The following is a 25,084-nucleotide window of genomic DNA, read 5'->3' as shown; positions in this document are numbered from 1 at the left end:
TTTATCGGGGTCAGATCAGACCGCTGACCGCTGACCGCTGACCGCTGACCGCTAGGTATTTTAACTTTCCTGCTCAGCTTCTTGCTGTGCTAATTTTTCGCGTTCTGCCTTTGAGATGTAGGCCGGTTTATTGCTTTTATGCAATTTTGCATTGGCGCGCTTATCTTTTTGCTTAAGTTTAGTGAAGATCTTTTTTCTGCGGTTCATGAGTCTAACAAACGAATTAATAGGGTGAGTGGCTATTGTACCTTGTTGGTATTTTTAAGCGATCTATTTTGCTTGAATTAGAGATGTTATGTCGGCGTTATAAGCGTTACAATCAAGGCGACTTTCTAAAAACCTTCTTAAACTCTGGAGCTTATCTTGAAACATTCATTACTTGCTGCATTTTTATTAAGTGCTTTCTCTAGTCAGGCAGCTGTGTCTGAGCAAAGTGAAAAGCTGGCTAACTACGCGGTAGAGCAATATCAACAAGCGCAAATTCATACCTTAGAGAATTTAGTTTCGTATCCAACGGTAAATAAAGAAGGTCTAGCGACTCCTGATAACCCAGATTTCATTGGCTTTAAGTCGTTCTTAAAAATGAAAGCGGCGCAGTTTGGTTTTGATTATCAAGATTTAGGCTACACAGTGTTAATTGGCATGGGTAACCAAGCTGACAAAGTAACCATAGTAACCCATGGTGATGTGCAACCTGCAGATGCTAGTAAATGGCAGCAAAGTCCATTTGAAATGGATAAAACCTCTGAGCCAGGAAAGCTAATTGCACGTGGTACAGAAGATGATAAAGGTGCAATTGCGACTGCACTGCATGCAATGAAGGCGATTAAAGATAACGGTATTACTTTAAATAACCGTATTGAATTAATGGTTTACCTTGCAGAAGAGTCTGACTGGGCACCACTCGAAGAGTTCATGAAAACCTATCAGCAACCTAAATATGCTGTCACTATTGATGCTTCATACCCTGTGGTTGTTGCAGAAAAAGGCTGGAGCTTAATTGCGCCGACTTTCTCTGCGACCTCAGCACAAACAGGCTTATATGTTAGTGGCTTAAAAGGCGGCGCCTTTGTTAGCCAAATCCCTGAAGATGCCAGCGTGTTAGTACATAACGCTGATGCGGCGACAGTGGCTAAATTACACGACAATGTCGCTCAGCTTAAAAACGTCAAAGTGGCGATGACAGAGCAAGACAATAGCTTGTTAGTCCAAGTGAAGGGGATTTCAGCGCATTCATCTGAGCCAGAAGCGGGTGAAAATGCCATTGCGCACCTTGCAGAAATCTTTAAAGGTATTGATCTTGAGAACAATAGCGATGGCCAAGCAATTGAGTTTATCAATCAGCTAATTGGCCTTGATTTATACGGCGCGCAATTCGGTGAAATTGGTTACAAGCATGATTTTATGGGCCCGATGACTGTATCGCCAACCTTATTAAGCCGCGACGGTAACGACATTAAACTGTCGATTAATATGCGTCGTCCGGTAGGTAAACAAGAAGCTGTGCTTAAGCAGCAAATTAATGAAGCGCTTAGCGCTTGGCAAACCACTAATAATGTCACTTTAAAAGACACTAAAGTGGTAATTGGTACGCCAATGCTGTTAGATGGTGCGCCTCATGCAGAAGCATTACTCGATATCTTTAAGCACTTTACTGGCGATAAAGACGCGGGCTTTGTGTCAATTGGTGGTGGCACAAATGCTAAACTATTTGATAATGCGGTGTCATTCGGTCCATCAATGCCAGGTAAAAAGTACACAGGCCACTCAGAGCATGAGTTTATTACTGAAGAGCAGTTAGCACTGAACTTAAAAATGTACACTGCAATGATGATGAAGCTAGGTAATATGTAATTCTATAAACTGAAAACGCCGCTTTATAGCGGCGTTTTTTTAAACTGGTGACTCATTCCTATTTAGAATTGGGCAACAAACTTAAGGTTATAAAGTTCAGCTGAGCCGCTTTCAGTGTAATTAGCGGTTAAATAATATTTATCATTAATAAAGTACTTACCTTGTAAAACGAGTTCAGAATCATCCAACCCTGCACCTATGGCATAGTGTTCGCCAAAGTAATAGCTGATCATGGCATTGCTTGCTGATTCATAAAGGCTGTCTTGGTGGCCAACATCGACGGTAATGTAATGGCTGCCGCTTAAATGATTAAAGTATCTGGCAGAGACATTCCAAACGTCGAGTTCATCATCTGTTTCTGCGCTAAAACCAAGGTAATCCTTATCGTTGATTTGGAGGTTATACTGCGCTTTCAAGCGGAAATAATCATCACCATATTCACGCACATCTCTATTTACAGAGACTTTTAAGGCATCGGCAAATAAGTAGCCTACTCCTAAGGTATAGTCATCAGTATCATCAACATCGTAAATTTCACCTGTAACAAACCAGTTTTTATAAAATCCTTCACCAAACATACCGAGATAATCAGTGTAATCGCTATTAAAGTAATTCACTCGAATGTTTGAATCTGTATCTAGGTAGCCATAATCATCAAGTACCCCAGAGCTTTGCTGCTCCTCAAAGTAGTAATGGCTCACTAATTGGTAAGCATTAAAACTATATCTGTGATTCTCTATGTGCGTATAGTCGATACTATTGAACCATTGTTTACTCACCTGTTGTTCTGTTGCGATAGAGCAGTTTGAATAAGCAAGTGTTGCCAGAGCAATAGGGGCTAGTTGTTTAAACATACATATCCTTGTTGTATTTGGTTTTGTTTCATAAAGATAATACAACAAGCAGCTACTTACATTGTAATAAAGTGTTGTGGGTCTGTTAGTTTGTGAAAAGGCCAAGCAGCGCTTGGCCTATAAAGCTTAATTAAGCGTTGTGGTGAGTGATATTTCGGCATTCATCAGTTTAGAAATAGGGCAGCCTTGTTTAGTTTGTTCACAAAGTTGCTCAAATTTTTCGCCCGAAATTTCTTTTATCTTTGCGCTGACATCAAGTGCAATGTGGCTCACTTCGAAGCCGTCGTCAACCTCATCAAGGCTCACTGTTGCTTTGGTAGTTATGTCGTCAGCGACAAAGCCAGCTTCTGTTAGTGCCAGCGATAGCGCCATGCTAAAACAGCTACTGTGTGCCGCTGCAACCAGTTCTTCAGGGTTAGTGCCCGGCTTATCTTCAAAGCGAGTGTTAAAGCCAAATGGCTGTTTCTCAAGCGCGCCACTTTGACTAGAAATATAGCCTTTGCCAGATTTAATATCACCAGACCAACTCGTATGTGCAGATTTTTTAATCGTCATCGTCATCTCCTTTGTAAATTTTTTCGACAACCGTGAAAGGCTTTCAGGGTTTTGTGCCGAAAACTGTGAGTTAACGATATAAGTGCAACTTAAACGCCAATCTGTATGAAAAAGCTTAATAGTTGCTGAATTTTGTTGTATATATAAATGAAACTTGAATAGGTGAAGTCAATTCAGTGATAATTATTTACCTATTTAAGGGTCTTGATTGGCGCTAAATAATTATAAAAATGGAATGCAGTAATATGGAATTTTTGAACCTCGCTTTTAGTTTTCCTTCGGTTATTTTATCCGCTCTACTTTTTGTTGTAGTTATATTTTGGGCTATCACACTGCTCGGATTCGCAGATATTGATATGTTTGAGTCCGATGTCGATAGTGATGTATCACAAGCAAGTTCAGGAAGCATTTGGCATACATTAGGATTTGGTGATGCACCACTTACTGTATCGGCAAGTGTGTTGGTGATGACCAGCTGGTTAATTACCATTTATGCACACAAGTTTTTTGCAAGTGTACTTGGCAATGGCATTGTTTTTTATGTGCTTGGCGGTTTGTTGTTACTTATTAGCCTTTTGGTCGCTATCCCTATTTCTGCCCTTTTATTACGCCCATTAAGACGCTTTTTTGCGAGTAAAAGTGCATCACAAAGTTCAGATCTACTCGGCTTAGAATGTGTTGTTGCCACAGGTAAAGTGACTGACTCATTTGGTCAAGCGCGCGTTAAGTACCAAGGTACAGAGCAATTGATTGAAGTTCGTGCAGAAAATAATGAGCAATTCTCTTCTGGTGACACTGCCGTGTTGCTTGAGCACATCAAAGATAAACACTGTTACATCATTACCGCAAAGCCTTGGTGATCCTAGGCTTTAAGAAGTAATAAAAAATAAAATCGATAATCACGTTAGGACATAACATGGAATATTTAGATAACTTAATACCAATATTGGTTTTTGTGGGGATAGCGATCGTCGTTATTTTCGCAATTCTATTAATCATCGGTAAGTTCTACCGAAAAGTAGAGCAAGGTCAAGCGCTTATTATCAATAAAATGAAGAACGAGCCCGATGTAACTACAACCGGTGGCATCGTTTTTCCAGTCATCCATAAAATGGAAGTAATGGACATTTCGACTAAGCGTATGGTTCTTGAGCGTAAAGATAAAGGCGGCTTAATCTGTAAAGATAACATTCGTGCTGATATCGCGATTACGTTTTATATTCGTGTAAATGAAAACAAAGAAGATATTTTACGTGTAGCTAAGCAAGTGGGGTGTGCAAGGGCATCTGAGCATGAAACATTGCAAGAGTTATTTGAAGCGAAATTTTCAGAAGCGCTTAAAACAGTGGGCAAACGAATGGATTTCGTTGAGCTTTTCACTCACCGAAATGAGTTTCGCGATAATATCAAAGAAGTCATTGGCCAAGATTTATCAGGGTATACCCTTGAAGATGTGGCTATCGACTACTTAGAACAAACCTCAATAGAAAAGCTTGATCCTCAAAACATTCTCGATGCAGAAGGTATTCGCCGTATCACTGAGATGACTGCAATACAAAATGTTTCGACCAACCAATTGAAATGTGATGAACGTGCAAAAATTGAAGTTCAGAATCAAGAAGCAACTGAAAAATCTTTAGAGATTGAACGTCAACGTGAAGATGCCGTTGCTCGTCAAAGACGCGAAATTGAAACCGTTAAAGCTCGTGAAGAGTCAGAAGCTGAAAAAGTTCGTCAAGAAGAACGCTTAAAAGCAGAACAAGCACGTTTACTAACCGATGAAGCAATTGGTATCAGCGAACAAAACAAACAGCGTGAGCTTGATATTGCAGAGCAAAATCGTCTTCGTGTGCTTGCTATTGAAGAAGAAAAAGTTTCACGAGCTCGTGAAATCGAGGTTATTGAGCGCGAACGAGAGACTGAAATCTTACGGATCAACAAAGAAAAAGCACTGGAAGTCGAGCGCAAAGAAATTGCCGATGTTATTCGTGACCGTGTGATTGTTGAAAAGTCAGTTGCTGAAGAAGAAGAGCGTATTAAAGACGTTAAAGTGCTTGCCGATGCGGAGCGTTCAAAAGAAGCCATCATAATTCGTGCGAAAGCAGAAGCCGAAGAAGCCTTGGTGAAAGATATTGAAGCAGCAAAAGCGCAGGAGCAAGCGGCTGAGTTTAAAGCAAAAGAGCTAGAAACAATGGCCAATGCAGAGCTTCGTATTGCGAATCAACAAGCCGAGTCGAAGAAAATTCTCGCTCAAGCCCAGCAAGTTGAAGCTGCTGCGAAAGGGCTTGCTGAAGCTGATGTTATAAAAGCAAAAGCTGAAGCGAATGCACTGCAAGGTGAGGCAGACGCTAAAGTTCTTCGTCAAAAACTTGAAGCTGAAGCACAGGGTAACCGTGAAGTTGGCTTAGCACAGGCACAGGTTCAAAGTGCAATGGCTGAGGCTAATGAGAAGCAAGGTGAAGTTGAAGCAATTAACCTTGAACGTAAGATGCAAGCAGAAGCGAAAGGTCTTGAAGAGAAACTACAAGCACTTAATTCGATGAATCAAGATGCACGTGATTATGAGAGCTTCACATTACAGCTAAATCAACAAAAAGAATTAGTGTTAGCAAAACTATCAGCAAGCAAAGACATTGCAGAGCACCAAGCTCATGTAATGGCTAAAGCGTTAGGTGATGCTGATATTAATATCATGGGTGGTGATGGTCAGTTCTTTAATCAGTTCATGAGTGCGATAAGTTTAGGTAAATCAATCGATGGTATCGTTGATGAAAGCAAAACGGTACAAACTATCTTTAAAGATCATTTAAATGGTGACCGCAATTTAATTGAGGATTTAAAAGGGGTGTTAGCGGGGGCAAATGGTTCGGCAGAAACACTAAAGAACTACAACATGAGTAAATTGCTTAAACAATTGAGCAATACAACAGCTGCAGAAAAAAGTCAGCTATTAAGCATGTTAGGTAATTTAGGCTCCAAAGCAGAACTCGAGTCTAAAGACTAGCCTATTTTAGCCGTAGCATGCATTTGCTGCGGCTAACTTCTTTTAAACATCAGGACTGATTGCATGACGGATCAAACACAACAAGCATTAGAGCAGGGCTCGTACGATTTAATTAAACGCCGTTTAAATAATTTTGGTAGTAGCTTAAAAACACAAGTCGATAACGTTAATAAACAACGAATTGTGGAGTTTGGTAGCACCGAGTTACAAGTTAAAGGGCGGGTAAGAGTTCGCACCGAACAAAACTGTACACCACGCGATATTGCGATTGTTGGCGATAAAGTTATTTTTGCTTACAACGTTTCACTTGGTCTGAAAAAAGAAACGTCTATCAGTGATGTTTTCAGTGTCCATAAGTTAATTGAGCAGGATGAACATTATGAAGTTGAACCTTATCCTGAGCACACTCGCTTTTTAACGGATAAGCGATTTATTCGCGATTTTGAGGAACTCTATACTTATTACAAGCAAACAAGTCTTCAGCATCTTTACCAGCAGAATGGTAAGTTGTTTGCACTATTCCAAATTGGTGACAAGTTAACGGATGTAAGAGTATTTCGCTGGGAAATTCACCCAGATAACACAATTAATTACATCGATAACCGCGGCGAACGAGATATACAAAATGCCCATGACTACGATTTTGAATGGTTAAAAACAGACCGAAGTCATCACGTTGAAGGACGACATGCCCACGTTAATATCAATGATCAAGTATTCGTAGAAACGCTAGGTGGCACATTAACCATCAAAGTTGAAAACAGTACGGATACGGGAGAAGGCATCTACTTTGAGCCCGTTGATGATAAAAATCAGTCACTCGCTGATAGTGATATTGAATACGCGCAAGTCGGTGAGCTAATTTTATTAAAGATACTTCCGTATCGTGAAAAGCAATGGCGATACTTTATTTTTAACACGCGCACTCAGCAAGTGATAAGACAAGATGCAATTGGCAGTGCCTGCGTTAGTTTACCTGAAGATCATGGCATTATCTTTCCTGGCGGTTATTACTTACAGTCAGGCCAAGCTCGTTCATTTGAAGAGCAAATTAAGGACTTAGATTTTCATCGTCAAGTTAAAGCGCCCAATGGTGAAGACGTTTTATATGTGTTTTATGAACCAAGCGAAGGGCGCTATGCGCTATTTGCCTATAACATTATTGAGAAAAACCTACAAAATCCAATCTACTGTCACGGCTATGGTATCTATGGTAACGGTTTAACACTAACTTTTAAGGCTGATAAAGACGAAGCCGAACGTGTTCATCCAATTCAAATTTGGCAAAGTCCTTTTGTTTCATCGGAATTTGCAGCAAATGCACCGCCTGCAACCAGCTTATTCGGCAAAATAGGTAACCCAGAATTAGTTCGAGGTATTTCTGATTTATACAGTGTCTGTAAGTCTATAAACGAGCAGAATCCTAATGTTTATCATTATGAGGATCTTATTGCATTAAGCCGCAATATCTTCGACCGCTACCATTGGTTGAATGAAACTGATTTTGCAGACATTGCTACTTCTTTACATTCAATTTTTGAAACGGCTGAACAAGTTTTAGACGAATTTGAAAAGGTGACTGAAATTCAAAATAAGGCCAAGCAAGCCTTAGTTGAAATTAATTCGCAATTTACAGAAGTAAGCCGTGAAATTAGGCCCGATAGTTTCAAGTTAGCACCTGAATTTGTCCAAGGTATTGATGCGCTTAAGGTTCTAAAGGGACAAATAATCAGCCTTGAAGATGTTAAATACATTGATGTTGAGGCGTTGTCTCAGCTACAGCAGCAAACGGATGAAAAGCTAGAACAGCTAAGCCAAGCAACTGCTGAATTTTTACAAAAAGATACGGCTCTTGAGCCTTACCATGAAACACTGGCTGAACTTGAAGCGTTAAGTAATAAAAGTGAGAGTGTTACAGAGTTAAAATCGTATGTTGAGCAATTAGATACTCAAAGTAGCGAACTTGATTTACTTAACCACACCATGCTTGATCTTGATATCGCTGATAGTCGCGTTCGTACACAAATACTTGAAGATATCAGTGCGGTATATGCGCTAGTTAACCGTGCAAAAGCAAGTATTGAAATTCGCCAGAAGAGTTTGGGCAGTGTGGAAGCTAAAGCGGAGTTTGCGGCTCGATTTAAATTGTTCTCACAAAGCATAACGAATGCCCTAAACAATGCGAAAACGCCAGATGCGTGTGATGAACAGCTTTCTCGTTTGCTTATCCAGCTTGAAGAATTGGAATCACAATTTAGTGACTTTGATGAGTACCTTGCGGAAATTATTGCTAAGCGAGACGATGTCTACGAAAGCTTTGAGGCCCACAAGCAAAGCCTTATTGATGCAAGACAGCGACGGGCACTAAATTTAGCCAATGCGGCTGAGCGGATTTTACAAGGTGTGAATCGCCGTGCGCTGAGCTTTTCTGAGTTAGATAAACTGAATACTTATTTTGCATCAGATCCTATGATCAGCAAACTAAGAGCGTTGTGTAATGAGCTTAAAGACATTGGTGATGAAGTTCGTGCTGATGATATTCAAGCAAAACTTAAAGCGAGTAAAGATCAAGGGATACGTGCACTGCGCGATAAACAAGATATTTACAGTGACGGTGGTAGCACAGTAAGTATTGGTAAGCATGCATTTAGTGTTAATAAACAACAGTTAGATTTAACCTTGTTGCCCCGTGATGAGCAGCTGATGCTGCACTTAACTGGGACTGACTATTTTGAACCAATTAGTGATGAGCAATCACTTAACGTTTTAGCTAAAACACAGCACCTGTGGCAGCAAACGCTCGTATCTGAAAGTGATCTTGTCTATCGAGGTGAATACCTTGCTGCGCAAATGATTCTAGCCTGTGAAAACGCTGAACATCCATTGAGTTTTGATGAGCTTCAACAAGCTGAACAAAATGGCTCTTTACTTAAACTGATACAAAAGTTTGCTGAGCCTCGTTATCAAGAAGGTTATGAAAAAGGTATTCATGACCACGACGCGCATGCAATTATTAAATCACTTTTGCAGCAAAAAACATCCCTCGATTTACTTATCTATCCGGCTAGCTGTCGGGTGATGGCGCAACTATTTTGTGCGCAGTTATCAACACAGGATGTAAATACTTTTTACCATCAAGCAAGTAATGCAATGCTGATGGAGAAGCATTTTAATGCGGGACATTTTGCTGAAACCTTGATGATGCAAATAAGCCAACTTATCGATGCATTTAGTCAACAAATGTTAGGCTTTTGCCAACAATTAACGGATTTCTCATGTGAACTAAGTGCTGAGTATTTAGTTAAGCAATTAGGGCAACAACAAAGCGCAGAGCAGCTTCAATTTGTACTAACGCAGCAAGCTTTAAACTTAGCTAAACAGTTTGCAAGTGATGCAAAAGCGAAGGGGTACTTTGCCGATTTAAATCAAGCATCTGAGAATGTTAGTAATCTAAATGACCGTGCGCAGTTATTTTTTAGCTGGATAAGTGCTTACTGCCAACATCAACCGAGTATGCCATTGGCTGTGCAGTTAGAAGCCGCTAACTATTTACACTTAAGTGATAATACGCCAATCAAGCACAGGGTTTTGGATATTCAGGTTAATACAGCTGTTACGGATTTAATGGGACAACATAAGCGTGTTGTTGAGCAAGCAATGGACGTTAATTATGCGGAGTTTTATGCACGAACTCGGCACTATATAACCAGCCAAGTTCCAGCATTTGAACAGTATCACCAGTTGAGAAATACTATTTTAAATCAGCAAAAAGAGCGTCTTCAGCTAGACGAGTTTAAAGCTCGTCCATTAAGCTCATTTGTTCGAAATCAACTGATCAATAAAGTGTACTTTCCAATTATTGGCGATAATTTAGCAAAGCAAATTGGCTCTGCTGGTAAAGATAAGCGCAGTGATTTAATGGGGATGCTATTACTCATTTCGCCGCCAGGATATGGTAAAACAACCCTGATTGAATATGTTGCGAACCGTCTTGGCTTGACGTTTGTAAAAGTGAATTGCCCATCAATTGGACACGATCAAGTATCGCTCGATCCTGCCCAAGCTATAAATGCAACCGCTGAAAAAGAAATAGCAAAAATCAATCAAAGCTTTGAAATGGGTAATAACGTCATGCTTTATCTTGATGATATTCAGCATACAAACCCTGAGTTTTTACAAAAGTTTATTTCGTTATGTGATGGTTCACGCCGAATTGATGGTGTTTGGAATGGTAAAAGTAAAACCTATGATTTAAGAGGTAAAAAGTTTGCTGTTGTGATGGCAGGTAACCCATATACAGAATCAGGTGAAAGCTTCAAAATCCCAGATATGTTAGCTAACCGTGCTGATATTTATAACTTAGGCGACACGCTAGCAGGTTGCGAGCAAGAGTTTGCCATGAGTTTTATTGAGAATGCGTTAACATCGAATGCCGTTCTTGCTCCGTTAGCAAATCGTAATATGGACGATTTGTATAAGTTGGTTCGTATCTGCCAAGGTGAAGACATAGCTTTAAATGAACTTGAGTACGGCTATTCACAAGCTGAAGCGAATGAAATAAAGGCCGTATTAACTCGCTTGATGACCGTTCGCGACACCGTATTGAAAGTGAATGCTCAGTACATCGCTTCGGCTGCACAAGACAATAACTACCGTACAGAACCGCCATTTAAACTACAGGGTAGTTATCGGAACATGAATAAAATGGCTGAAAAAGTCGTTGCAGCCATGAATGAAGAAGAGCTTGAGAATCTGATCCGAGATCATTACCGTGGTGAAGCTCAGACCTTAAGTAAGGGCTCTGAGGAGAACCTGCTTAAATTAGGAGAATTACGAGGTACATTAACTGAGCAGGAGCAGACTCGTTTTACTCAAATCAAAACAGATTTTTGTCGTCTGAATAAGTTAGATGGCGCTGGTAGTCCGGCCATGATGGCTGTCGAGCAAATGGGATTCTTAAACGAGTCTTTAGAGACCATTGCGAGCAAGTTAAGTAAGACTAATTTGAGTCATGATTATAGTGAATTACTAAGTAGCCTAGGTATCAATTTAAAAGGATTAGATACCAAACCAGCTCTACATTCATTGCAAAGTACGATTCAACAGGGCTTTGTGCAAGCGCCATATCAAGATAGTTTTGAGCAGTTAAACCAGCTGTTAGCAACAAGCAATACGACTGAGCAGCTTAATGAATTAATTGCGATATTAAAAAACCACAATTATCAACAGCCTTTAGCCGTTTTGGCTGAACAATTCGGCCAGCTTGATAACCGTAAAGAACTACAAGAGCTAATTGAAACGCTGAAGCAAACCCAGTGTCAATCACAGCTAGGAGAGTTAACGTCAGCAGTCAAAGACACCGATAATCGGGCTGTATTAAATGCAATTTTACAGCAGCTAGCCAAGCTTGATAGCCGCAATGAGTTAACGGAGTTAACCGAGGTGGTAAAACAATCAAACCCGCAGAGTCAGCTTGCTGATTTGGCTGAGCAGCTTACTAAAGCGATTAATGGAAATAACACTAAGCAAAGTTTTGCTGGGTTACAAGATGCCTTGAATTTGCATACTCAACAAGTAAGCCATCAAGACCAGTTAGCTCATATCGCGCAACTTTTAGAAGTTCATTCACCTAAAGTCGCAATTGAAGAGTTAAAAATGAGTCTATTGGCAGCGTCACAGCAACAACTTCAGCATTTCACAACGCAATTGGAAAAGCTCATTACTGATAATCAGCAAGATGATTCGCTGCATGCAATTTTAGCTGCACTCAAAGCGTCTGCAGATAACTGCTCTCAATCGGAGTTATTAGGGCAGTTGTCTGAACAATTAGCCGCATCAAATAATCGCGATTTACTTTCGTTAATAGTCGAACAAAATAAAGTGCAGGCTGAATTTAATTCAGACTATGCTGCACGTCTTGAGGCTTTGTTGAATGAACTTAAAAATCAACCAGCCCGCGTTATTGAAAAAGAAACGGTTACAAGTTCATTGCCTAGACAAACTTTGTTGTAATAACTTCGCTTCACGCTTGCAACGCTCTGAGCAGTATTTAACATGCTGCCAGTCGCGTTGCCACTTCTTACGCCACATAAATGGCCTGTCGCAAACAGGGCAGGTTTTACTAGGTAAATTAAGCTTTTTATGAGCCATGGTGTTGCTTTTTAAGGCTTGTAACATGCTGGTGCAGCACGACCTTGGCACCTTGCTTTACATCATCACGTTCTCGAAATGACCATAATCGCTCACGTGCTTGCTTGGCTGCATGTTCAATATCGACCATGGGCTCAGGGTAGTCTTCGCCGAGTTTAAAGTTATTAAATAAGGCCTCCATTGGCGGCTGTTGCCATGGCTGGTGGAGATCTTCTATAGGTAAATTTTTAAGTTCAGGGCACCATGTTTTAATAAACATGCCATCTGCGTCTTTGTCTTCAGATTGCTTGATTGGGTTGTATAAGCGAATCGTGTTGGTTCCTGTGACCGATGCTTGCATTTGAATTTGTGGGTAATGAATTCCCGGTTCAAAATCTAAAAAATAACGCGATAAAATTAAACTAACAGGATGCCAATGAATGTTCATATGATGGGTCATAAAGCTGACTAACATAGCGCGCATTCGAAAATTAATGTAACCCGTTGCTGCGAGGCAGCGCATACACGCATCAATTAAAGGAATACCTGTTTGACCTTGTTCAAAGCGTTTTAAGTGCTCTGCAACGAGTTCATCATCGCGATAAGGATAGTGTAGGTAGCCAGCATTTTGCGGTGCAAACTCCATGCTGCACTGAGTTTCGAACTTTTGCATAAAATGACAATGCCAGTGAAGCCTAGATTCAAAAGCATGTAATGAACGACGCCAGCTTAAAGGCTGCTTAGCTAAATAGTATTTTAGGGTTTGATAAACCTGCCTAAGGCTCAGGTTACCAAAGGCTAAGTAAGGCGAAAGCCTAGAGCATGAATCTCTACTTTTTGATGGGCTTGAAATGCCACTTTGGTAGTTCATTGCTCGTTCTTCTACAAAGCTCTGTAGGCAAGCTCTGGCTGCATGAGGGCCACCATATTGAAACTGCGGGTCGTGCTCTAGAAAATCATCAACACAGGTCGCTGCTTGGTAATTATTAGGCAAAATTGCATTAAATGCTTGCCAATTTGGCGTTACAAGACGTTGGTTCATCACGCCATGCCAATAAGTTTGCCAGTCAAAGTGTTTAGGTCGCGCGCGCTTAACGCCCCCAAGTGGTGTTTCATACCATGGAATCGCTTTGTTGTTTAGCCAACTCTTCACCAACCTGTCTCGCTCAAAGGTATTGTATAGACCTATTTCTTGATGACTATAAACCCCTGCAATATCAAAATCTTCACTAAGGGTTTCTAACAAGGTAATCATTTCTTGATTATAAATGGCGATTTCAGCGTTGTATTTTTCAAGTTGTTGGTTGATGTCTTTAAGTGACTGAGCAACAAAACGCCAGTGCCTTAAGCTGTAATGGGGATCTTCGAGTAATAGTGGCTCAAAGTTATAAATCAGTATGCAGGGCAGGTCTGATGCAATCGCATTGGCAAGTGGTTGATGATCAGAGAGTCTTAGGTCACGTTTGAACCAAACAAGATTCACTTTTTGCTTTTTTGAGCCTGCCATAATCGTCGTGTTGGAAAATTGTTTTGCTCTTCATACGTAACAAGTCACAACTTCGATTAATTGCTAACGTAATCCACAAAGTTTCCACATTTGTTGCATATTGCCCACACACTTTTGGATGGTATTCAGATTATGCTTACGGTCAATTGAATGACATAAGAGGTTCGCTATGAAGCATTTATCTGCACTTTCTGTTTTAGCTATTTCGTTGTTAGCCACAGCGCCCGCTTGCTTTGCTCGCGACCATCAAGGCGGTCCACCTCCACGACCTGACTTTACGACGATTGATATTGATGGCAATGGGGTGATTGATTTTACTGAGTTTAGTGAACAGCCTATGCCTGAAGATATGCTGCAAACCATTTTTAATGACATGGATGCTGATCAAAATGGTGAAGTAACTGAAGACGAGTTCAACAACCATAAACCACCAAAACGTAAGGAAAATCAACGATGATCAACAGTGTTTCATCGGGTGCGAATTTTCAGCCCATGCAACGACCTCAAGCAGAGCCGTTAACCAGTGAACAAACAGAGTTAATGAATGAAACCTTAGCTCAGTTTGATCCTGAAAACTTAACTGCAGAAGATGCACAATCTATTATGCAAACATTTATGGACGCAGGTATTCAACCGGGTCAAGAGATGGAAGCAATTATGGCTGAAGCTGGCTTTGATGCCGCTGAAGTCGGTGAATTAGGTCGCCCTGAAGGTGAACGCCCGCCTGGTCCACCACCGCCGCCGCCAAGTGGTAACTCACTCGAGCAGGTTGATACTGAAGAAGTTGTCAGTTATTTAGATGAGTTGTTAGCGCAATATTCTGATCAACTGGGAGAAGAAGATAAAGAAGCGATTCTAGCCTCTGTGCAAGAAAAGTTTGGTTTATCTGAAGGTGATTCGCTGTTATCGGTCACAGCGTAAATCACAAAGCGGTCATGATGACCGCTTTTTTATATCTAGCTTTATTAATCACTTATTAAAGCGACGCGGTAAAAGCCTTTATTTTGTTTTGTGCTGCTTCTAAGCTTTGCTCTGCACCCGGCATCGCAAGGCCTTCTGCATAGATAAAGTTAACGTCAGTCATACCCACAAAACCAAGTACATCTTTTAAGTATTTAGTTTGTGTATCCATCTCTGTGCCTTGATACATACCGCCACGTGCAGCAAGTACCACTACTTTTTTGTCTGTAATTAAACCTACTGGGCCTTGCTCAGTGTATTTAAACGTAATACCAGCACGAGCAATACGATCAATCCAAGCTTTAAATGTTGATGGAATACCAAAGTTGTACATTGGCATGCCAATAACAATCAGGTCGTTATCGTTAAGTTCAGCAATTAAATCGTCAGAAATTGCAGCAAGTGCTTTTTGCTCATCGCTGCGCTCGTTTGCATCAGTCATCCAAGCAGCCATTTCTGTCTGCGTTAAGTGAGCAATCGCATTGTCGCTTAAATCGCGAGTTGTTACTGAAATTTGTTGGTTGTTAGCAAGCTGCTCAACAAAATGTTGGCTAAGTTTGCTTGAATTACCTTGTTCACCATTTAAAGATGAATTTAACACAAGTACTTTTTTCATCATGTCACCTAAGAAAACTGAAGTTATGCAGCCATTATAATTAGCAAAAAATAAATTAATAATGCTATTAATCGAGTGTTATGTTCGCTTTAAACGAATGAATGGTGTGCCTAAATTTGTGAACTGGTCTTTTTTTATAATTTAATGTTATTATTGCCGGTACAATAAAAATAGAAATGGACTTTATTATGAAGTACTTACTGCTTACACTTTTGGCAGTGCTCAGCTTAATGCCCCGTGCTGCTGAAAACACCCAACTCCCTGTAGAATCTTTCGCCTCTTTACGGGCTTTTAGCCAAGTAAAATTTTCGCCAAATGGTAAAAATTTATCGTTTATTCGAAATGTAAATGGTGAGTTAGTTTTAATGGTTTATAACCGTGAAACTAAACAAGCTGATTCTATTATCCGTTCAGATAACCACACTATTTTCTTCGATTGGTATGAATGGGCAAATGATGAAGTGCTACTTTTAGGTGCGCGCTATATTCAACGTCAATTTGGCGGTCCTAAATATTCATCGACTCGCATGTATGCCTACAATATTAACGATAAAGGCAAGGCGAAACTAGCCAATGAACCAAACTATAACCGTGATGAACGCCAACCTCAATTTGGCGATCAGGTCATCAGTTTTTTACCTAATGATAAAGATAAAATCTTAGTGCAAGGTGACTTTGATGTTGCCAATGCGCCTGGTGTGTATGAACTTGATTTAAATACACTTCGTAAAAAGAAAGTGCAGCGTTCACGTAACAAAGTCATTGCTTGGAAAGCAGACCGCCAAGGTAATGTACGAATTGCTCTTAAAATGGATGAAGATGAATTTGAATATATTCTTTACGATGAAGATAGAGATAATCGTAAAACGTTATTTAAATATAAAGCATTTAGCCCTGATGTCGTGACAATTTTAGGCTTTGATAAAGACCCTAATATTCTTTATTTCAAAGCACTTAAAGATGGCTATGATGCGCTTTATAAAATGGACCTAGCAACCATGAAAAAAGAGTTAGTGTTCAGCGATGACAACTATGATTTTGACGGCTCTATTTTTTATTCGCCACTTACCGGTGAGGTAGCTGGTTTTACTCATTCGCATCTAGAAGATGGCATTCGTTATTGGAACGATGACTTGAATAAATTATACACTGCATTACGTGGTGTATTACCAGCAGATAAGTTTGATATTGATATTATTGATACCAGTAAAGATCAGCGTCAATATGTGGTTTATTTGACAAGCGACGACAGCACAGGAACTTACCTGCTTGGGAATCGTGATACTAACGAGTTAACCGTATTTGCATCGGCATTCCCGGATATTGATGACACAGTTTATACTGGTAAAAAGAAAATCAGTTATAAAGCCCGTGATGGCTTAACTATTGAAGGGTATTTAACTTTACCTGTGGGTTACAAAGAAGGGGATAAATTACCCACTATTGTGTTCCCGCATGGTGGCCCTATGGCTCGTGATTATGCTGGTTTTGACTATTGGACAGCATTACTTGCCTACAATGGTTATGCAGTACTGCAACCAAACTTCCGTGGTTCGAGTGGCTATGGTCATGAATTTGAGATGGCCGCAGTTCAAGGTTTTGGTAAAGAAATGCAAGATGACTTGCAAGATGCTGCTAATTGGCTTGTTAAGGAAGGTATCGCTAATGGAGATAAAATCTGTATTGGTGGGGCAAGTTATGGTGGTTATGCCGCATTAATGGCGGTGGTTAAGCACCCAGAAACATTCAAATGTGCAGCAAGCTTTGCTGGCGTTACTGACCTTGAGCGTATTGTTAGTAAGGCGCGACATTTCACTAATAAAGAAATTGTGCGTAAGCAATTTGGTACTGATAGCGATAAACTAGAAAAGGTGTCGCCTGTTAATTTTGCGAAGCAAATCAATCGCCCGGTGCTATTGGTTCATGGCTCAGATGATAACGTGGTGCCTGTTTATCATAGTCGTGAAATGGATGATGAACTTAAAGACGAAGGCAAAGATGTTACTTACATTGAGCTCGAAGATGGCGACCATTACTTATCGCACCAGCCGTATAGAATTAAAACGTTGAAAGCGTTTTTAGAGTTCTTCGATAAGAACCTGAAAAACTAGCAAAGAAAAAGGCGACCTAGGTCGCCTTTTTTAATATTTGATTCTGCGTCAATTTTATTTATAGGCTAATTCAGCATCAATATTGCGCATTAAGTTGGTAACCCAGTTAATGTATTGGCGGTGGATTTTTTTGCCATTGTAATCAAGGTTTATCGAATCTTTGTAATCAATCGAGTATTCTTGTTCGTTAAACGTAATATCAACGCGTAATTGATGTTTACGAATATCAAGTTTACCTAAGATTTGACCTTCAGCGTTTGAACGACACGTCCAACCTAGTTTCATACATGCTTTTAAAATATTGGTTTTGATACTTTCAAGGTCATGTTTACCAGATGCCATTTGCGGTACAGGGTTTGCGTCAAAGTTACGAATAGGCACACTGGTGCTACAAGCAGAAAGTGTAAGTAGCGTTAAAAGTGCAAAAGCTGCCTTTTTCATAGTAAGTCCTTTTTTGGGAATAAAAAACAGCAAGATTATGCGCTTTTTTTAAGGTAGGGTCTAGGTATCAGGTAAAAACCAAGCACTTATAGCACCGACTAAGCCTAAGATACTGTAGAAAAAAATTAATTCTGCCGTTGTTAAAAAACTATTCAATAAGCCAACACTACCTAGCAGTAATAAAATAACCCCGATCACCGTATTACTGACAGAGACGTAGTCAGTGCGCTTGTTTCCTTCAGCCATATCAACAAGGTAGGTTTTACGACCAAGGCGAACCCCTTGATGAGCTACGGTGAGTAAAAAATAACAGAGCGGTAATAGCCAAAACTCATTGAGCGTTTGTGGGCTAAGATAAGCTACTAAATAAACGGCGAAACCGTTGAGGGTGACGAGCATTGCAGCAAACACTAATACTTTGCGGCTCGATAAGTCACTTAATCGACCCCAGATAGGCGCAGAGACTAAGCTGGCAAGCCCAGAAAGCGCCATAAACGTAGCAAGTAGTGAAAAGTCGAAAGCCTGTTCACTGGCAAGAACGATATAAAACGGTGCGCTTAAAGCAGAGCATAACAACAATGCTCGAGTGACAATAAAATGAGCAAATTGCTTATCTTGGTAAAGCAGTTTTAATTTTGATAAAGCATGTAAAAAGCCGTTTTCAGCGCCTTCGGTTGCGCCTTTGTATTCTTGAATGCGGCTATAACTGAGTGCTGCAAACAGCCACATTAAAGCGGCCAGCATTAATGCAACATACACCCCATTTTCATAGCCAAGGCTTTGTAGATACCATAAACCAAGACCAAAAGTGAGCGTTGCAAATCCGGCAAAACTCGCAGCAAGACCGCTAATGCTACCACGCTGCTGTTTTGGAATAACCTTGCCTAATACATCTTTTGCAGCGATGGAATTAAAGCCACGGGCTAGGCTAAAGACAATTAAAATAGCGATGATAGCAAACCCAGCAGTTGCACCTTGGAGTGTTAAAGCACAAATCAGCATACCAACAATACATAAAGCCTGCACAATTGCGCCAATCACCCAAACCCACTTTCTGACTGGGAGCTTGCGAATAGCACTGGCGATGGCCAGTTGTGGCAGCATTGAGCCTGACTCACGAATAGGCACAAGCCAAGCAATAAAGCTACTTGGTACATTAATGCTTTGTAATAGCCAAGGTAGGGTCACTTTAGGGTTTAACAAGGCATCTGCAAATTTACTGAATAGCTGACTTACTAATAGAGTAATAAAATTGCCGGGTACCACTTTACAAGCGGCTTCATCAATTGCTTTACAGGCACGGGCGTCTTCGGTGTTACTAAGGCGTTGGTAGATGTCTTCTTTACTGAGCTTTTTCATAGGGTTCAGAGGTTATGAAAAAGGGCAATTAAGCCCTTAAAAATCTTCCTTAGAGTGGCGCTCCGCTAACTGCTCAGCTTCATCACCCCATGTTTTGTTAACTCTGCGACCTCGTTTTACTGCAGGGCGGCGCTCAATTTGTTTTGCCCAGCGCATCACATGACTATATGACTCAACATCTAAGAACTCAGCTGCATCATATAAATTGCCAAGTACTAAGCTGCCATACCACGGCCAGATTGCGATATCGGCGATTGAATATTCGCTGCCAGCCATGTAGTCATGGTCGCTTAAATGACGGTTTAGTACGTCTAACTGGCGTTTTACTTCCATGGTGAAGCGGTCAATTGGGTACTGCATTTTAAATGGTGCATAACTATAAAAGTGACCGAAGCCTCCGCCTAAGTAGGGGGCAGAGCCCATTTGCCAAAATAGCCAATTACGACATTCTGTTTTACTGGCGTGATCGCTTGGGATCAGCGCATCAAATTTCTCAGCCAAGTATTGTAAAATTGCACCTGACTCAAACACGCGAGTAACGGGCGTTGTACTGTGATCCATTAAGGCTGGGATTTTTGAATTAGGATTAACACTTACAAACCCTGAAGAGAACTGGTCACCATCGCCAATTTTAATTAAAAATGCATCGTAGTCAGCTTCATCAATACCAAGCTCTAATAGTTCTTCGAGCATGATAGTCACTTTTTGGCCGTTTGGTGTCGCAAGCGAGTAGAGTTGAAGGTCGTGTTTACCAACGGGCAAGTCTTGCTCGTGGGTTGCACCTGAGACCGGGCGATTTGTCTTCGCCCATTCACCACCGTTTTCTGCATCCCATTGCCACACTTTAGGTGGTGTATAACTGTCGGTATTACTCATTGAAACTCCTAAATTGTGCTTTAATGAATGTCATTACGAAACTACCATCCTAGTTGATCAGATAAAGCAAGGGAAGTACAGTTATTAATTATGAATAACAAGGAGGATGACATGAAAAAGCATGGTTTAGCCATTGGCCTTGAGCGCACTGGCACGACTTTTTATCTCACAATGAAAATTGTGGGGAAGCTCACGCACGACGATTACAAAACTCTTACCCCTCTTATCGATAATGCAGTAGCGGCAGTTCCGAGTGCAAAAATAAGAGCCTATGTTGATATTACTGAACTAGAAGGCTGGGAGTTACAAGCCGCGTGGGATGATTTTAAGCTAGGCCTAAAACACAATAAAGAGTTTTGCCGTATAGCAGTAGTTGGTAACAAACACTGGCAACAAGTGGCAAGCAAAGTGGGTAACTGGTTTATCAGTGGCGAAGTGAAATACTTTGAAGACCCGATTATTGCCACTGAGTGGTTACACGAATAAGGAATTAAGTGATAGAAAACAGCCAATTAAAGGTGGCGACATTTAATTTATATAATTATTTAGCGCCACCTGACGCATTTTATGATTTTCAGCGCATTTATAGCGCTGAGCAATGGGCCAAAAAGCAGCGCTGGTTGGCCGATTACCTTAAAAATCAGCAGCCAGACATTATTGGCTTTCAAGAAGTGTTCAGTATCAATGAACTGAAACAACAAGTTAACGCAGAGGGTTACCTCTATTTTGCAGTCGTTGATGAGCCAACGGTGATTGATGACTTTATTTATCGCGATCCGGTTGTGGCTATTGCCTCACGCTATAAAATTGTTGCTGTCAGTCAGGTTGAGGCAGAGCAAGATGATATTTTAGCGATGGGCTTGAGCGATAATTTTAACTTTAGCCGCAGTATTATTCGCGCGACACTTGAAGTACCTCACTTAGGACACGTCGATTGCTATGTAGTGCACTTTAAATCAAAACGTAGCATGCTCTATCACCAAGATGATGAAAGCCACAGCGAACAGCAAAACTTAGTTATGCAGTTAAAATCGCAAGCCCTTGGGCGCTGGGCATCAAGCATACAACGTGGCAGTGAAGCAGCACTGTTACTCGTTGAAATTATTAAACGCAGAGCGCATAGCAATAACCCTGTGATAGTGATGGGGGATTTTAATAATGAGTTACACGATGGCGTTCTTAACCATTTAATCGCTGATCATCTTCGCTTTAGCGGTCATAGGCAAAATAGCCCATCTCGTTCAGAGTTCAAACTACAAGATAGTTGGCAACTCTATCAGCGCCATGTTGTAACAGAAGACGACAGAGAAGCCACCCACTATTTTGGCAGTAGCAGCTCAGTATTTGATTATATTTTGTTATCTCGAGAGTTTGATGCCGGGTTTCAGGGTAGCTTTTTTGAAGTAGTTGATTATCACACCTATGATCAGCACTTAATCAACCCACAGTTTGCCTATGATGATCAAAGTACCGACCATGGCGTTGTGATGGTGACAATGAAGTTAAGAGACTAGAAGCTAATAGCTTTCAGCTTTCAGCTTTCAGCTTTCAGCTGTCAGTTTAAAGCTTAGGGCTCTTTTGCTTATCACGCTTTGCCATAATATAGCCGATTAGTGCGCCGCTAATTGCGCCGAATAAATGGCTTTCGAATGAAATATGAATGCGCTGCGGGAAGACACCCCAAATCAGGCCGCTGTATAACACAACAACCGCAATACTGATTAAAATGGCTTTGAATGAGCGGTGCATAATGCCGTAGCTAATTAAATAGCCCCATAAACCGTAGATAACACCACTTAGCCCTACATGAATATTGCTGCGGCCAAATAGCCATACTAGTAATCCACCAATGAGCGCTGTGCCTGCAAACACCAGCCAAAAGCGTTTAACGCTAAATTGACAAACTAGCCAGCCGAGAATAGCAAATGGCACTAGGTTACTAAAAAGGTGTGCCCACCCACCATGTAAAAAAGGCGCAAAAAACACCCCTGATAAACCAGATATCTGCCTTGGCAAAATACCTAAGCCGTTTAAGTTTATGCCGGGTAGGGAATTAATTATTTGCAGTACCAAGCACACCAGCATAATGCCGAAAATTGCGAATCGCTTACTACTGATAGGAGGAATTTTGGCAGCATTTTTTTCAGTCATGATGAGAAGCTCTTAAATCAATGTGACCGAATGAGTATAACTTATTAAAAGTGAAGGTAAACACCTTGATATGCAAGGTGTTTACTAAAGGCCTAGGGCATGTTGACCTTGTTTAACCTAATTTGGTCAGTAGTTTTTTCGCAGCAAGCTCTGAGCTCGCAGGGTTTTGCCCGGTGATTAGTAGGCCATCTTCAATCGCAAGCTCGCCCCAATCATCGGTTTTTTGATACTGACCACCTTGTTTGATTAACTCATCTTCAACAAGGAATGGCACAACATTGGTAAGCTGTACGGCATCTTCTTCTGAATTACTAAAGCCTGTTACTTTTTTATCAAATACCACAGATTTACCAGCTGCATTTTTCGCATTCAGTAATACGGCACTGGCGTGACATACTGCACCGACTGGCTTATCTGAGTTAAGAAATTGCTCAATTAAGCTAATTGAATCTTGGTTATCAACTAAATCCCACAAAGGGCCATGGCCGCCTGGGTAAAATACCGCATCAAAATCATCGGCTTTAACTTCAGCCAGAGGTTTAGTGTTAGCCATTAAAGTTTTTGCTGCGCTGTCTTGCTCAAAGCGTTTTGTGGCATCGGTTGCTGCATCAGGGGCTGCACTGTTTGGATCAACCGGAGGTTGGCCACCTTTAACAGAAGCTAACGTTACCTCTGCACCGGCATCAACAAAGGCGTAGTAGGGTGCTGCAAATTCTTCAACCCAAAAGCCCGTTTTATGGCCTGTATCGCCAAGTTCATCGTGTGAAGTGAGTACCATTAAAATTTTCTTAGCTGACATAGTGAATCCCTTTTTGTGTATTAAACATCGTTGATAACACTATAGGGGTGAAAATCGAGTTAAACAACGCAGATAAATTTGACTTCATTGGTTTAATAATTGATACAATCATTCAGGTTAGATTAGGAGTTTGTATGAAAGTATCGTTTGAGCAGCTAAAAAGCATGGTGGTGTTTGCCCACATTGTGCAGCAAGGCAGCTTAACTAAAGCGGCTCAACAACTTGGTTTATCAAGGGCCGTTGTTAGTTACCACTTAAAGAAATTAGAACAGCAATTAAAGCTCACGTTACTTAATCGCTCAACGCGCACCATGACCCTTACCGAAGCGGGTATGGCTTATTACGAACGTTGTCAGGCTATCACCGAGCACGCTGAGGCCGCTAACTTACACCTTGAGAACTTAAAGAGTGAACCAGTTGGGATTATTAAATTGAGTTGTCCGGTAAATGTTGGTTTGCAACTTGTGGTACCGGCACTGGCTCAGTTTAGGCGTTTGTATCCGAAAATTGATATCGATTTACAGCTCAGTGATGATGTGGTTGATATCATCAAAGAGGGCTATGACTTAGCGATTCGAGGTGTTGCCCTTGAAAGTTCAAACTTACAAGCGACTAAACTTGCAAGTATGGCGACCTGCTTATGCGGCTCAGTCGATTACTTTACAAAATACCCTATACCAAAGAGCATTGCTGATTTAGCAGAGCATACATGGGTGGTGTATCAACCAAGTAGTGCTGTTGTTACGCTCGAAAAAGATAAACGCCGCTTTGATGTGGCTGTTAGTGGTGGCATAAGTACCAATAATGCCGCTGCGCGAACTGCCTTTGTTGAAGCTGGGCATGGTTTAGCGAAAATCCCTGTTTATGATGCACTACCCAGGATCAAAGCGGGATTGTTACGCACAATATTAGATGATTACAAAACTGCCGATATTGAACTTTATGGCGTATTCCCGCCAGGGGCGGCGGGAAGTAAAAAACTGCGGGTTTTACTTGATTACTTGAAGGATTATTTTACTAATCAAGTAGCCACTATGACGATTTAAACAAGCGTGCGATTAAATAAAGCAACGGCTTGTTGGTACATGCTGATGGCAAGCACTGGGTCATATCGGTCGCCTTCGTCGCGCATAAACGCATGTTGGGCGTTCACTTCTTGCCACTGGTAATTAATGCCTGTTGCCACCGCTTGTTGGTAAATTTTAAGGCGGCCTTCTTTTGGTACATGTGGGTCTTGTTTACCCCAAACAAAGTGGATCTCACCTTTAATATCTGCCATGCGCTCAAATGAGTTATTACCCGCTTGCGCCGGTAAGGTATCGCTGTGTATATCTGTTGCGTATAAACAAAAAGCGGCTTTGATACTTGGGTTTAATGCAGCACGGTATGCAAGGTGACCACCAATACATACGCCCATGGCACCGACATTTCCTGTGCAGTAATCTTGCTGACGTGCAAATGCAATTAAAGCGTCAGTGTCTGAGTCATGGCTCTCAAGCGGTTTTGCCCATTTGTCGGCATTGCCTTTGTCTTTTCCAGCATCATCATAAGCAAGTACCGTCCCAATAGGATTTAACTCATGAAAAACTTCTGGCACTAACACGACAAAACCATGACCAGCAAGTATTGCCGCAGAGCGTGCAATAGGGGCTGTTTCTTGGAAAATTTCAGAGTAGAAGATAATACACGGGTATTTACCTTCTTCTACAGGGCGATAAATACTGGTGCGCATTGTGCCTGTGTTGGTCGCTATGTCGTGGCTATGGTGCTGAATAATCATGTTTATCCTTGTAAAAAACGGTTTAGCTAATAATACCTCAGCCCCACCTTTTGGACGAGTCAAAGCCCTTGAAATTTATTGATGCTCA

Annotated in this window: 22 protein-coding genes; 10 read left to right on the top strand and 12 right to left on the bottom strand. The window is 41.0% G+C overall.

Translation table 11 applies throughout. From position 1 onward, the window contains the following. Positions 1-60 precede the first annotated feature (60 nt). Positions 61-207: a DUF2986 domain-containing protein gene (locus CWC28_RS13390; protein ID WP_064971746.1), complete on the bottom strand. Its 147-nt coding sequence runs from the start codon at positions 205-207 to the stop codon at positions 61-63. A gap of 156 nt (positions 208-363) precedes the next feature. Here CWC28_RS13390 and CWC28_RS13385 point away from each other — a divergent pair, with 156 nt between their 5' ends. Further along, positions 364-1,854 (top strand): dipeptidase, encoded by a 1,491-nt coding sequence (locus CWC28_RS13385; RefSeq protein WP_105174678.1) that lies wholly within the window; start codon positions 364-366, stop codon positions 1,852-1,854. A gap of 62 nt (positions 1,855-1,916) precedes the next feature. Here CWC28_RS13385 and CWC28_RS13380 read toward each other — a convergent pair whose 3' ends face one another. Both CWC28_RS13380 and CWC28_RS13375 read right to left on the bottom strand, forming a co-directional pair. Beyond that, positions 1,917-2,708, bottom strand: a complete 792-nt coding sequence (locus CWC28_RS13380) for a putative porin (protein ID WP_138625263.1) — start codon at positions 2,706-2,708, stop codon at positions 1,917-1,919. 126 nt (positions 2,709-2,834) lie between these two features. Next, a complete protein-coding gene (locus CWC28_RS13375; RefSeq protein ID WP_138625262.1) occupies positions 2,835-3,263 on the bottom strand; it encodes an OsmC family protein in 429 nt (142 codons plus the stop codon). A gap of 245 nt (positions 3,264-3,508) precedes the next feature. On the opposite strand from CWC28_RS13375, the gene CWC28_RS13370 reads away from it, so the two are divergent. The 3 genes from CWC28_RS13370 (at position 3,509) to CWC28_RS13360 (ending at position 12,279) form a co-directional block, all read left to right on the top strand. Continuing rightward, positions 3,509-4,123, top strand: coding sequence for a hypothetical protein (locus CWC28_RS13370; protein WP_063700321.1), 615 nt, complete (start codon positions 3,509-3,511; stop codon positions 4,121-4,123). A 56-nt stretch (positions 4,124-4,179) separates the two neighbouring features. Then, positions 4,180-6,267 (top strand): SPFH domain-containing protein, encoded by a 2,088-nt coding sequence (locus tag CWC28_RS13365; RefSeq protein WP_105174675.1) that lies wholly within the window; start codon positions 4,180-4,182, stop codon positions 6,265-6,267. Between the two features lie 63 nt (positions 6,268-6,330). Next, a complete protein-coding gene (locus CWC28_RS13360; protein ID WP_138625261.1) occupies positions 6,331-12,279 on the top strand; it encodes a DNA repair ATPase in 5,949 nt (1,982 codons plus the stop codon). Here the strand turns inward: CWC28_RS13360 and CWC28_RS13355 are convergent. Both CWC28_RS13355 and CWC28_RS13350 read right to left on the bottom strand, forming a co-directional pair. After that, a complete protein-coding gene (locus CWC28_RS13355) occupies positions 12,253-12,417 on the bottom strand; it encodes a DUF2256 domain-containing protein (RefSeq protein ID WP_082873955.1) in 165 nt (54 codons plus the stop codon). The genes CWC28_RS13360 and CWC28_RS13355 overlap by 27 nt on opposite strands. Beyond that, a complete protein-coding gene (locus CWC28_RS13350) occupies positions 12,407-13,903 on the bottom strand; it encodes a cryptochrome/deoxyribodipyrimidine photo-lyase family protein (protein WP_138625260.1) in 1,497 nt (498 codons plus the stop codon). The genes CWC28_RS13355 and CWC28_RS13350 overlap by 11 nt, the downstream gene beginning before the upstream one ends. A gap of 169 nt (positions 13,904-14,072) precedes the next feature. Here CWC28_RS13350 and CWC28_RS13345 point away from each other — a divergent pair, with 169 nt between their 5' ends. Together CWC28_RS13345 and CWC28_RS13340 are read left to right on the top strand one after the other, a co-directional pair. Beyond that, positions 14,073-14,360 (top strand): EF-hand domain-containing protein, encoded by a 288-nt coding sequence (locus CWC28_RS13345; RefSeq protein WP_063700317.1) that lies wholly within the window; start codon positions 14,073-14,075, stop codon positions 14,358-14,360. Then, positions 14,357-14,824: a hypothetical protein gene (locus CWC28_RS13340; protein WP_063700315.1), complete on the top strand. Its 468-nt coding sequence runs from the start codon at positions 14,357-14,359 to the stop codon at positions 14,822-14,824. Before CWC28_RS13345 ends, CWC28_RS13340 begins: the two co-directional genes overlap by 4 nt. 55 nt (positions 14,825-14,879) lie before the next feature. Here CWC28_RS13340 and CWC28_RS13335 read toward each other — a convergent pair whose 3' ends face one another. Next, entirely contained in the window at positions 14,880-15,479 is a 600-nt protein-coding gene (locus CWC28_RS13335) for an FMN-dependent NADH-azoreductase (RefSeq protein WP_063700313.1), read from the bottom strand. 188 nt (positions 15,480-15,667) lie between these two features. Here CWC28_RS13335 and CWC28_RS13330 point away from each other — a divergent pair, with 188 nt between their 5' ends. Then, positions 15,668-17,590 carry an alpha/beta hydrolase family protein gene (locus CWC28_RS13330; protein ID WP_063700311.1) on the top strand — a complete coding sequence of 641 codons (1,923 nt, stop codon included), beginning with the start codon at positions 15,668-15,670 and terminating at the stop codon, positions 17,588-17,590. A gap of 54 nt (positions 17,591-17,644) precedes the next feature. On the opposite strand, the gene CWC28_RS13325 is transcribed toward CWC28_RS13330, so the two are convergent. From CWC28_RS13325 to yghU, 3 genes are read right to left on the bottom strand one after another with little or no spacing between them, the layout of a single operon-like run. Then, complete coding sequence (locus CWC28_RS13325) at positions 17,645-18,031, bottom strand: hypothetical protein (RefSeq protein ID WP_105174672.1); 387 nt, start codon at positions 18,029-18,031, stop codon at positions 17,645-17,647. A 60-nt stretch (positions 18,032-18,091) separates the two neighbouring features. Further along, on the bottom strand, positions 18,092-19,390 hold the full coding sequence (locus CWC28_RS13320) for an MFS transporter (RefSeq protein ID WP_105174671.1): 1,299 nt from the start codon (positions 19,388-19,390) through the stop codon (positions 18,092-18,094). Between the two features lie 36 nt (positions 19,391-19,426). Then, positions 19,427-20,266, bottom strand: coding sequence for a glutathione-dependent disulfide-bond oxidoreductase (gene yghU, locus CWC28_RS13315; RefSeq protein WP_055021453.1), 840 nt, complete (start codon positions 20,264-20,266; stop codon positions 19,427-19,429). A gap of 111 nt (positions 20,267-20,377) precedes the next feature. Between yghU and CWC28_RS13310 the strand changes: the two genes are divergently transcribed. Both CWC28_RS13310 and CWC28_RS13305 read left to right on the top strand, forming a co-directional pair. Further along, on the top strand, positions 20,378-20,752 hold the full coding sequence (locus CWC28_RS13310; protein ID WP_105181125.1) for a SpoIIAA family protein: 375 nt from the start codon (positions 20,378-20,380) through the stop codon (positions 20,750-20,752). Positions 20,753-20,760: 8 nt separating this feature from the next. Then, on the top strand, positions 20,761-21,780 hold the full coding sequence (locus tag CWC28_RS13305) for an endonuclease/exonuclease/phosphatase family protein (protein ID WP_171038309.1): 1,020 nt from the start codon (positions 20,761-20,763) through the stop codon (positions 21,778-21,780). 46 nt (positions 21,781-21,826) lie between these two features. On the opposite strand, the gene CWC28_RS13300 is transcribed toward CWC28_RS13305, so the two are convergent. Together CWC28_RS13300 and CWC28_RS13295 are read right to left on the bottom strand one after the other, a co-directional pair. Then, positions 21,827-22,417: a rhomboid family intramembrane serine protease gene (locus tag CWC28_RS13300; protein WP_138625259.1), complete on the bottom strand. Its 591-nt coding sequence runs from the start codon at positions 22,415-22,417 to the stop codon at positions 21,827-21,829. Between the two features lie 112 nt (positions 22,418-22,529). Continuing rightward, positions 22,530-23,216, bottom strand: a complete 687-nt coding sequence (locus CWC28_RS13295) for a type 1 glutamine amidotransferase domain-containing protein (RefSeq protein WP_138625258.1) — start codon at positions 23,214-23,216, stop codon at positions 22,530-22,532. Positions 23,217-23,350: 134 nt separating this feature from the next. Between CWC28_RS13295 and CWC28_RS13290 the strand changes: the two genes are divergently transcribed. Beyond that, positions 23,351-24,262, top strand: coding sequence for a LysR family transcriptional regulator (locus CWC28_RS13290; protein WP_138625257.1), 912 nt, complete (start codon positions 23,351-23,353; stop codon positions 24,260-24,262). On the opposite strand, the gene CWC28_RS13285 is transcribed toward CWC28_RS13290, so the two are convergent. Next, a complete protein-coding gene (locus CWC28_RS13285; protein WP_138625256.1) occupies positions 24,259-24,996 on the bottom strand; it encodes a dienelactone hydrolase family protein in 738 nt (245 codons plus the stop codon). The two genes, CWC28_RS13290 and CWC28_RS13285, sit on opposite strands and share 4 nt — an antisense overlap. Positions 24,997-25,084: the final 88 nt, after the last annotated feature.

The sequence above is a fragment of the Pseudoalteromonas sp. S4492 genome (genome assembly GCF_005886115.1).
Classification (GTDB): Bacteria; Pseudomonadota; Gammaproteobacteria; order Enterobacterales; family Alteromonadaceae; genus Pseudoalteromonas; species Pseudoalteromonas gelatinilytica.
The sequence above is the reverse complement of the archived record's forward strand: the minus strand, read 5'-3'. Positions and strand labels throughout refer to the sequence as shown.

Bases quoted from the DNA above. Each gene is read 5' to 3' on its own strand.
- CWC28_RS13370 (WP_063700321.1), top strand. From the start codon at position 3,509: ATGGAATTTTTGAACCTCGCTTTTAGTTTTCCTTCGGTTATTTTATCC.
- CWC28_RS13320 (WP_105174671.1), bottom strand. From the start codon at position 19,390: ATGAAAAAGCTCAGTAAAGAAGACATCTACCAACGCCTTAGTAACACC.
- CWC28_RS13325 (WP_105174672.1), bottom strand. From the start codon at position 18,031: ATGAAAAAGGCAGCTTTTGCACTTTTAACGCTACTTACACTTTCTGCT.
- CWC28_RS13295 (WP_138625258.1), bottom strand. From the start codon at position 23,216: ATGTCAGCTAAGAAAATTTTAATGGTACTCACTTCACACGATGAACTT.
- CWC28_RS13380 (WP_138625263.1), bottom strand. From the start codon at position 2,708: ATGTTTAAACAACTAGCCCCTATTGCTCTGGCAACACTTGCTTATTCA.
- CWC28_RS13300 (WP_138625259.1), bottom strand. From the start codon at position 22,417: ATGACTGAAAAAAATGCTGCCAAAATTCCTCCTATCAGTAGTAAGCGA.
- CWC28_RS13365 (WP_105174675.1), top strand. From the start codon at position 4,180: ATGGAATATTTAGATAACTTAATACCAATATTGGTTTTTGTGGGGATA.
- CWC28_RS13310 (WP_105181125.1), top strand. From the start codon at position 20,378: ATGAAAAAGCATGGTTTAGCCATTGGCCTTGAGCGCACTGGCACGACT.
- CWC28_RS13285 (WP_138625256.1), bottom strand. From the start codon at position 24,996: ATGATTATTCAGCACCATAGCCACGACATAGCGACCAACACAGGCACA.
- CWC28_RS13355 (WP_082873955.1), bottom strand. From the start codon at position 12,417: ATGGCTCATAAAAAGCTTAATTTACCTAGTAAAACCTGCCCTGTTTGC.
- CWC28_RS13290 (WP_138625257.1), top strand. From the start codon at position 23,351: ATGAAAGTATCGTTTGAGCAGCTAAAAAGCATGGTGGTGTTTGCCCAC.
- CWC28_RS13375 (WP_138625262.1), bottom strand. From the start codon at position 3,263: ATGACGATTAAAAAATCTGCACATACGAGTTGGTCTGGTGATATTAAA.
- yghU (WP_055021453.1), bottom strand. From the start codon at position 20,266: ATGAGTAATACCGACAGTTATACACCACCTAAAGTGTGGCAATGGGAT.
- CWC28_RS13360 (WP_138625261.1), top strand. From the start codon at position 6,331: ATGACGGATCAAACACAACAAGCATTAGAGCAGGGCTCGTACGATTTA.
- CWC28_RS13335 (WP_063700313.1), bottom strand. From the start codon at position 15,479: ATGAAAAAAGTACTTGTGTTAAATTCATCTTTAAATGGTGAACAAGGT.
- CWC28_RS13330 (WP_063700311.1), top strand. From the start codon at position 15,668: ATGAAGTACTTACTGCTTACACTTTTGGCAGTGCTCAGCTTAATGCCC.
- CWC28_RS13345 (WP_063700317.1), top strand. From the start codon at position 14,073: ATGAAGCATTTATCTGCACTTTCTGTTTTAGCTATTTCGTTGTTAGCC.
- CWC28_RS13350 (WP_138625260.1), bottom strand. From the start codon at position 13,903: ATGGCAGGCTCAAAAAAGCAAAAAGTGAATCTTGTTTGGTTCAAACGT.
- CWC28_RS13340 (WP_063700315.1), top strand. From the start codon at position 14,357: ATGATCAACAGTGTTTCATCGGGTGCGAATTTTCAGCCCATGCAACGA.
- CWC28_RS13390 (WP_064971746.1), bottom strand. From the start codon at position 207: ATGAACCGCAGAAAAAAGATCTTCACTAAACTTAAGCAAAAAGATAAG.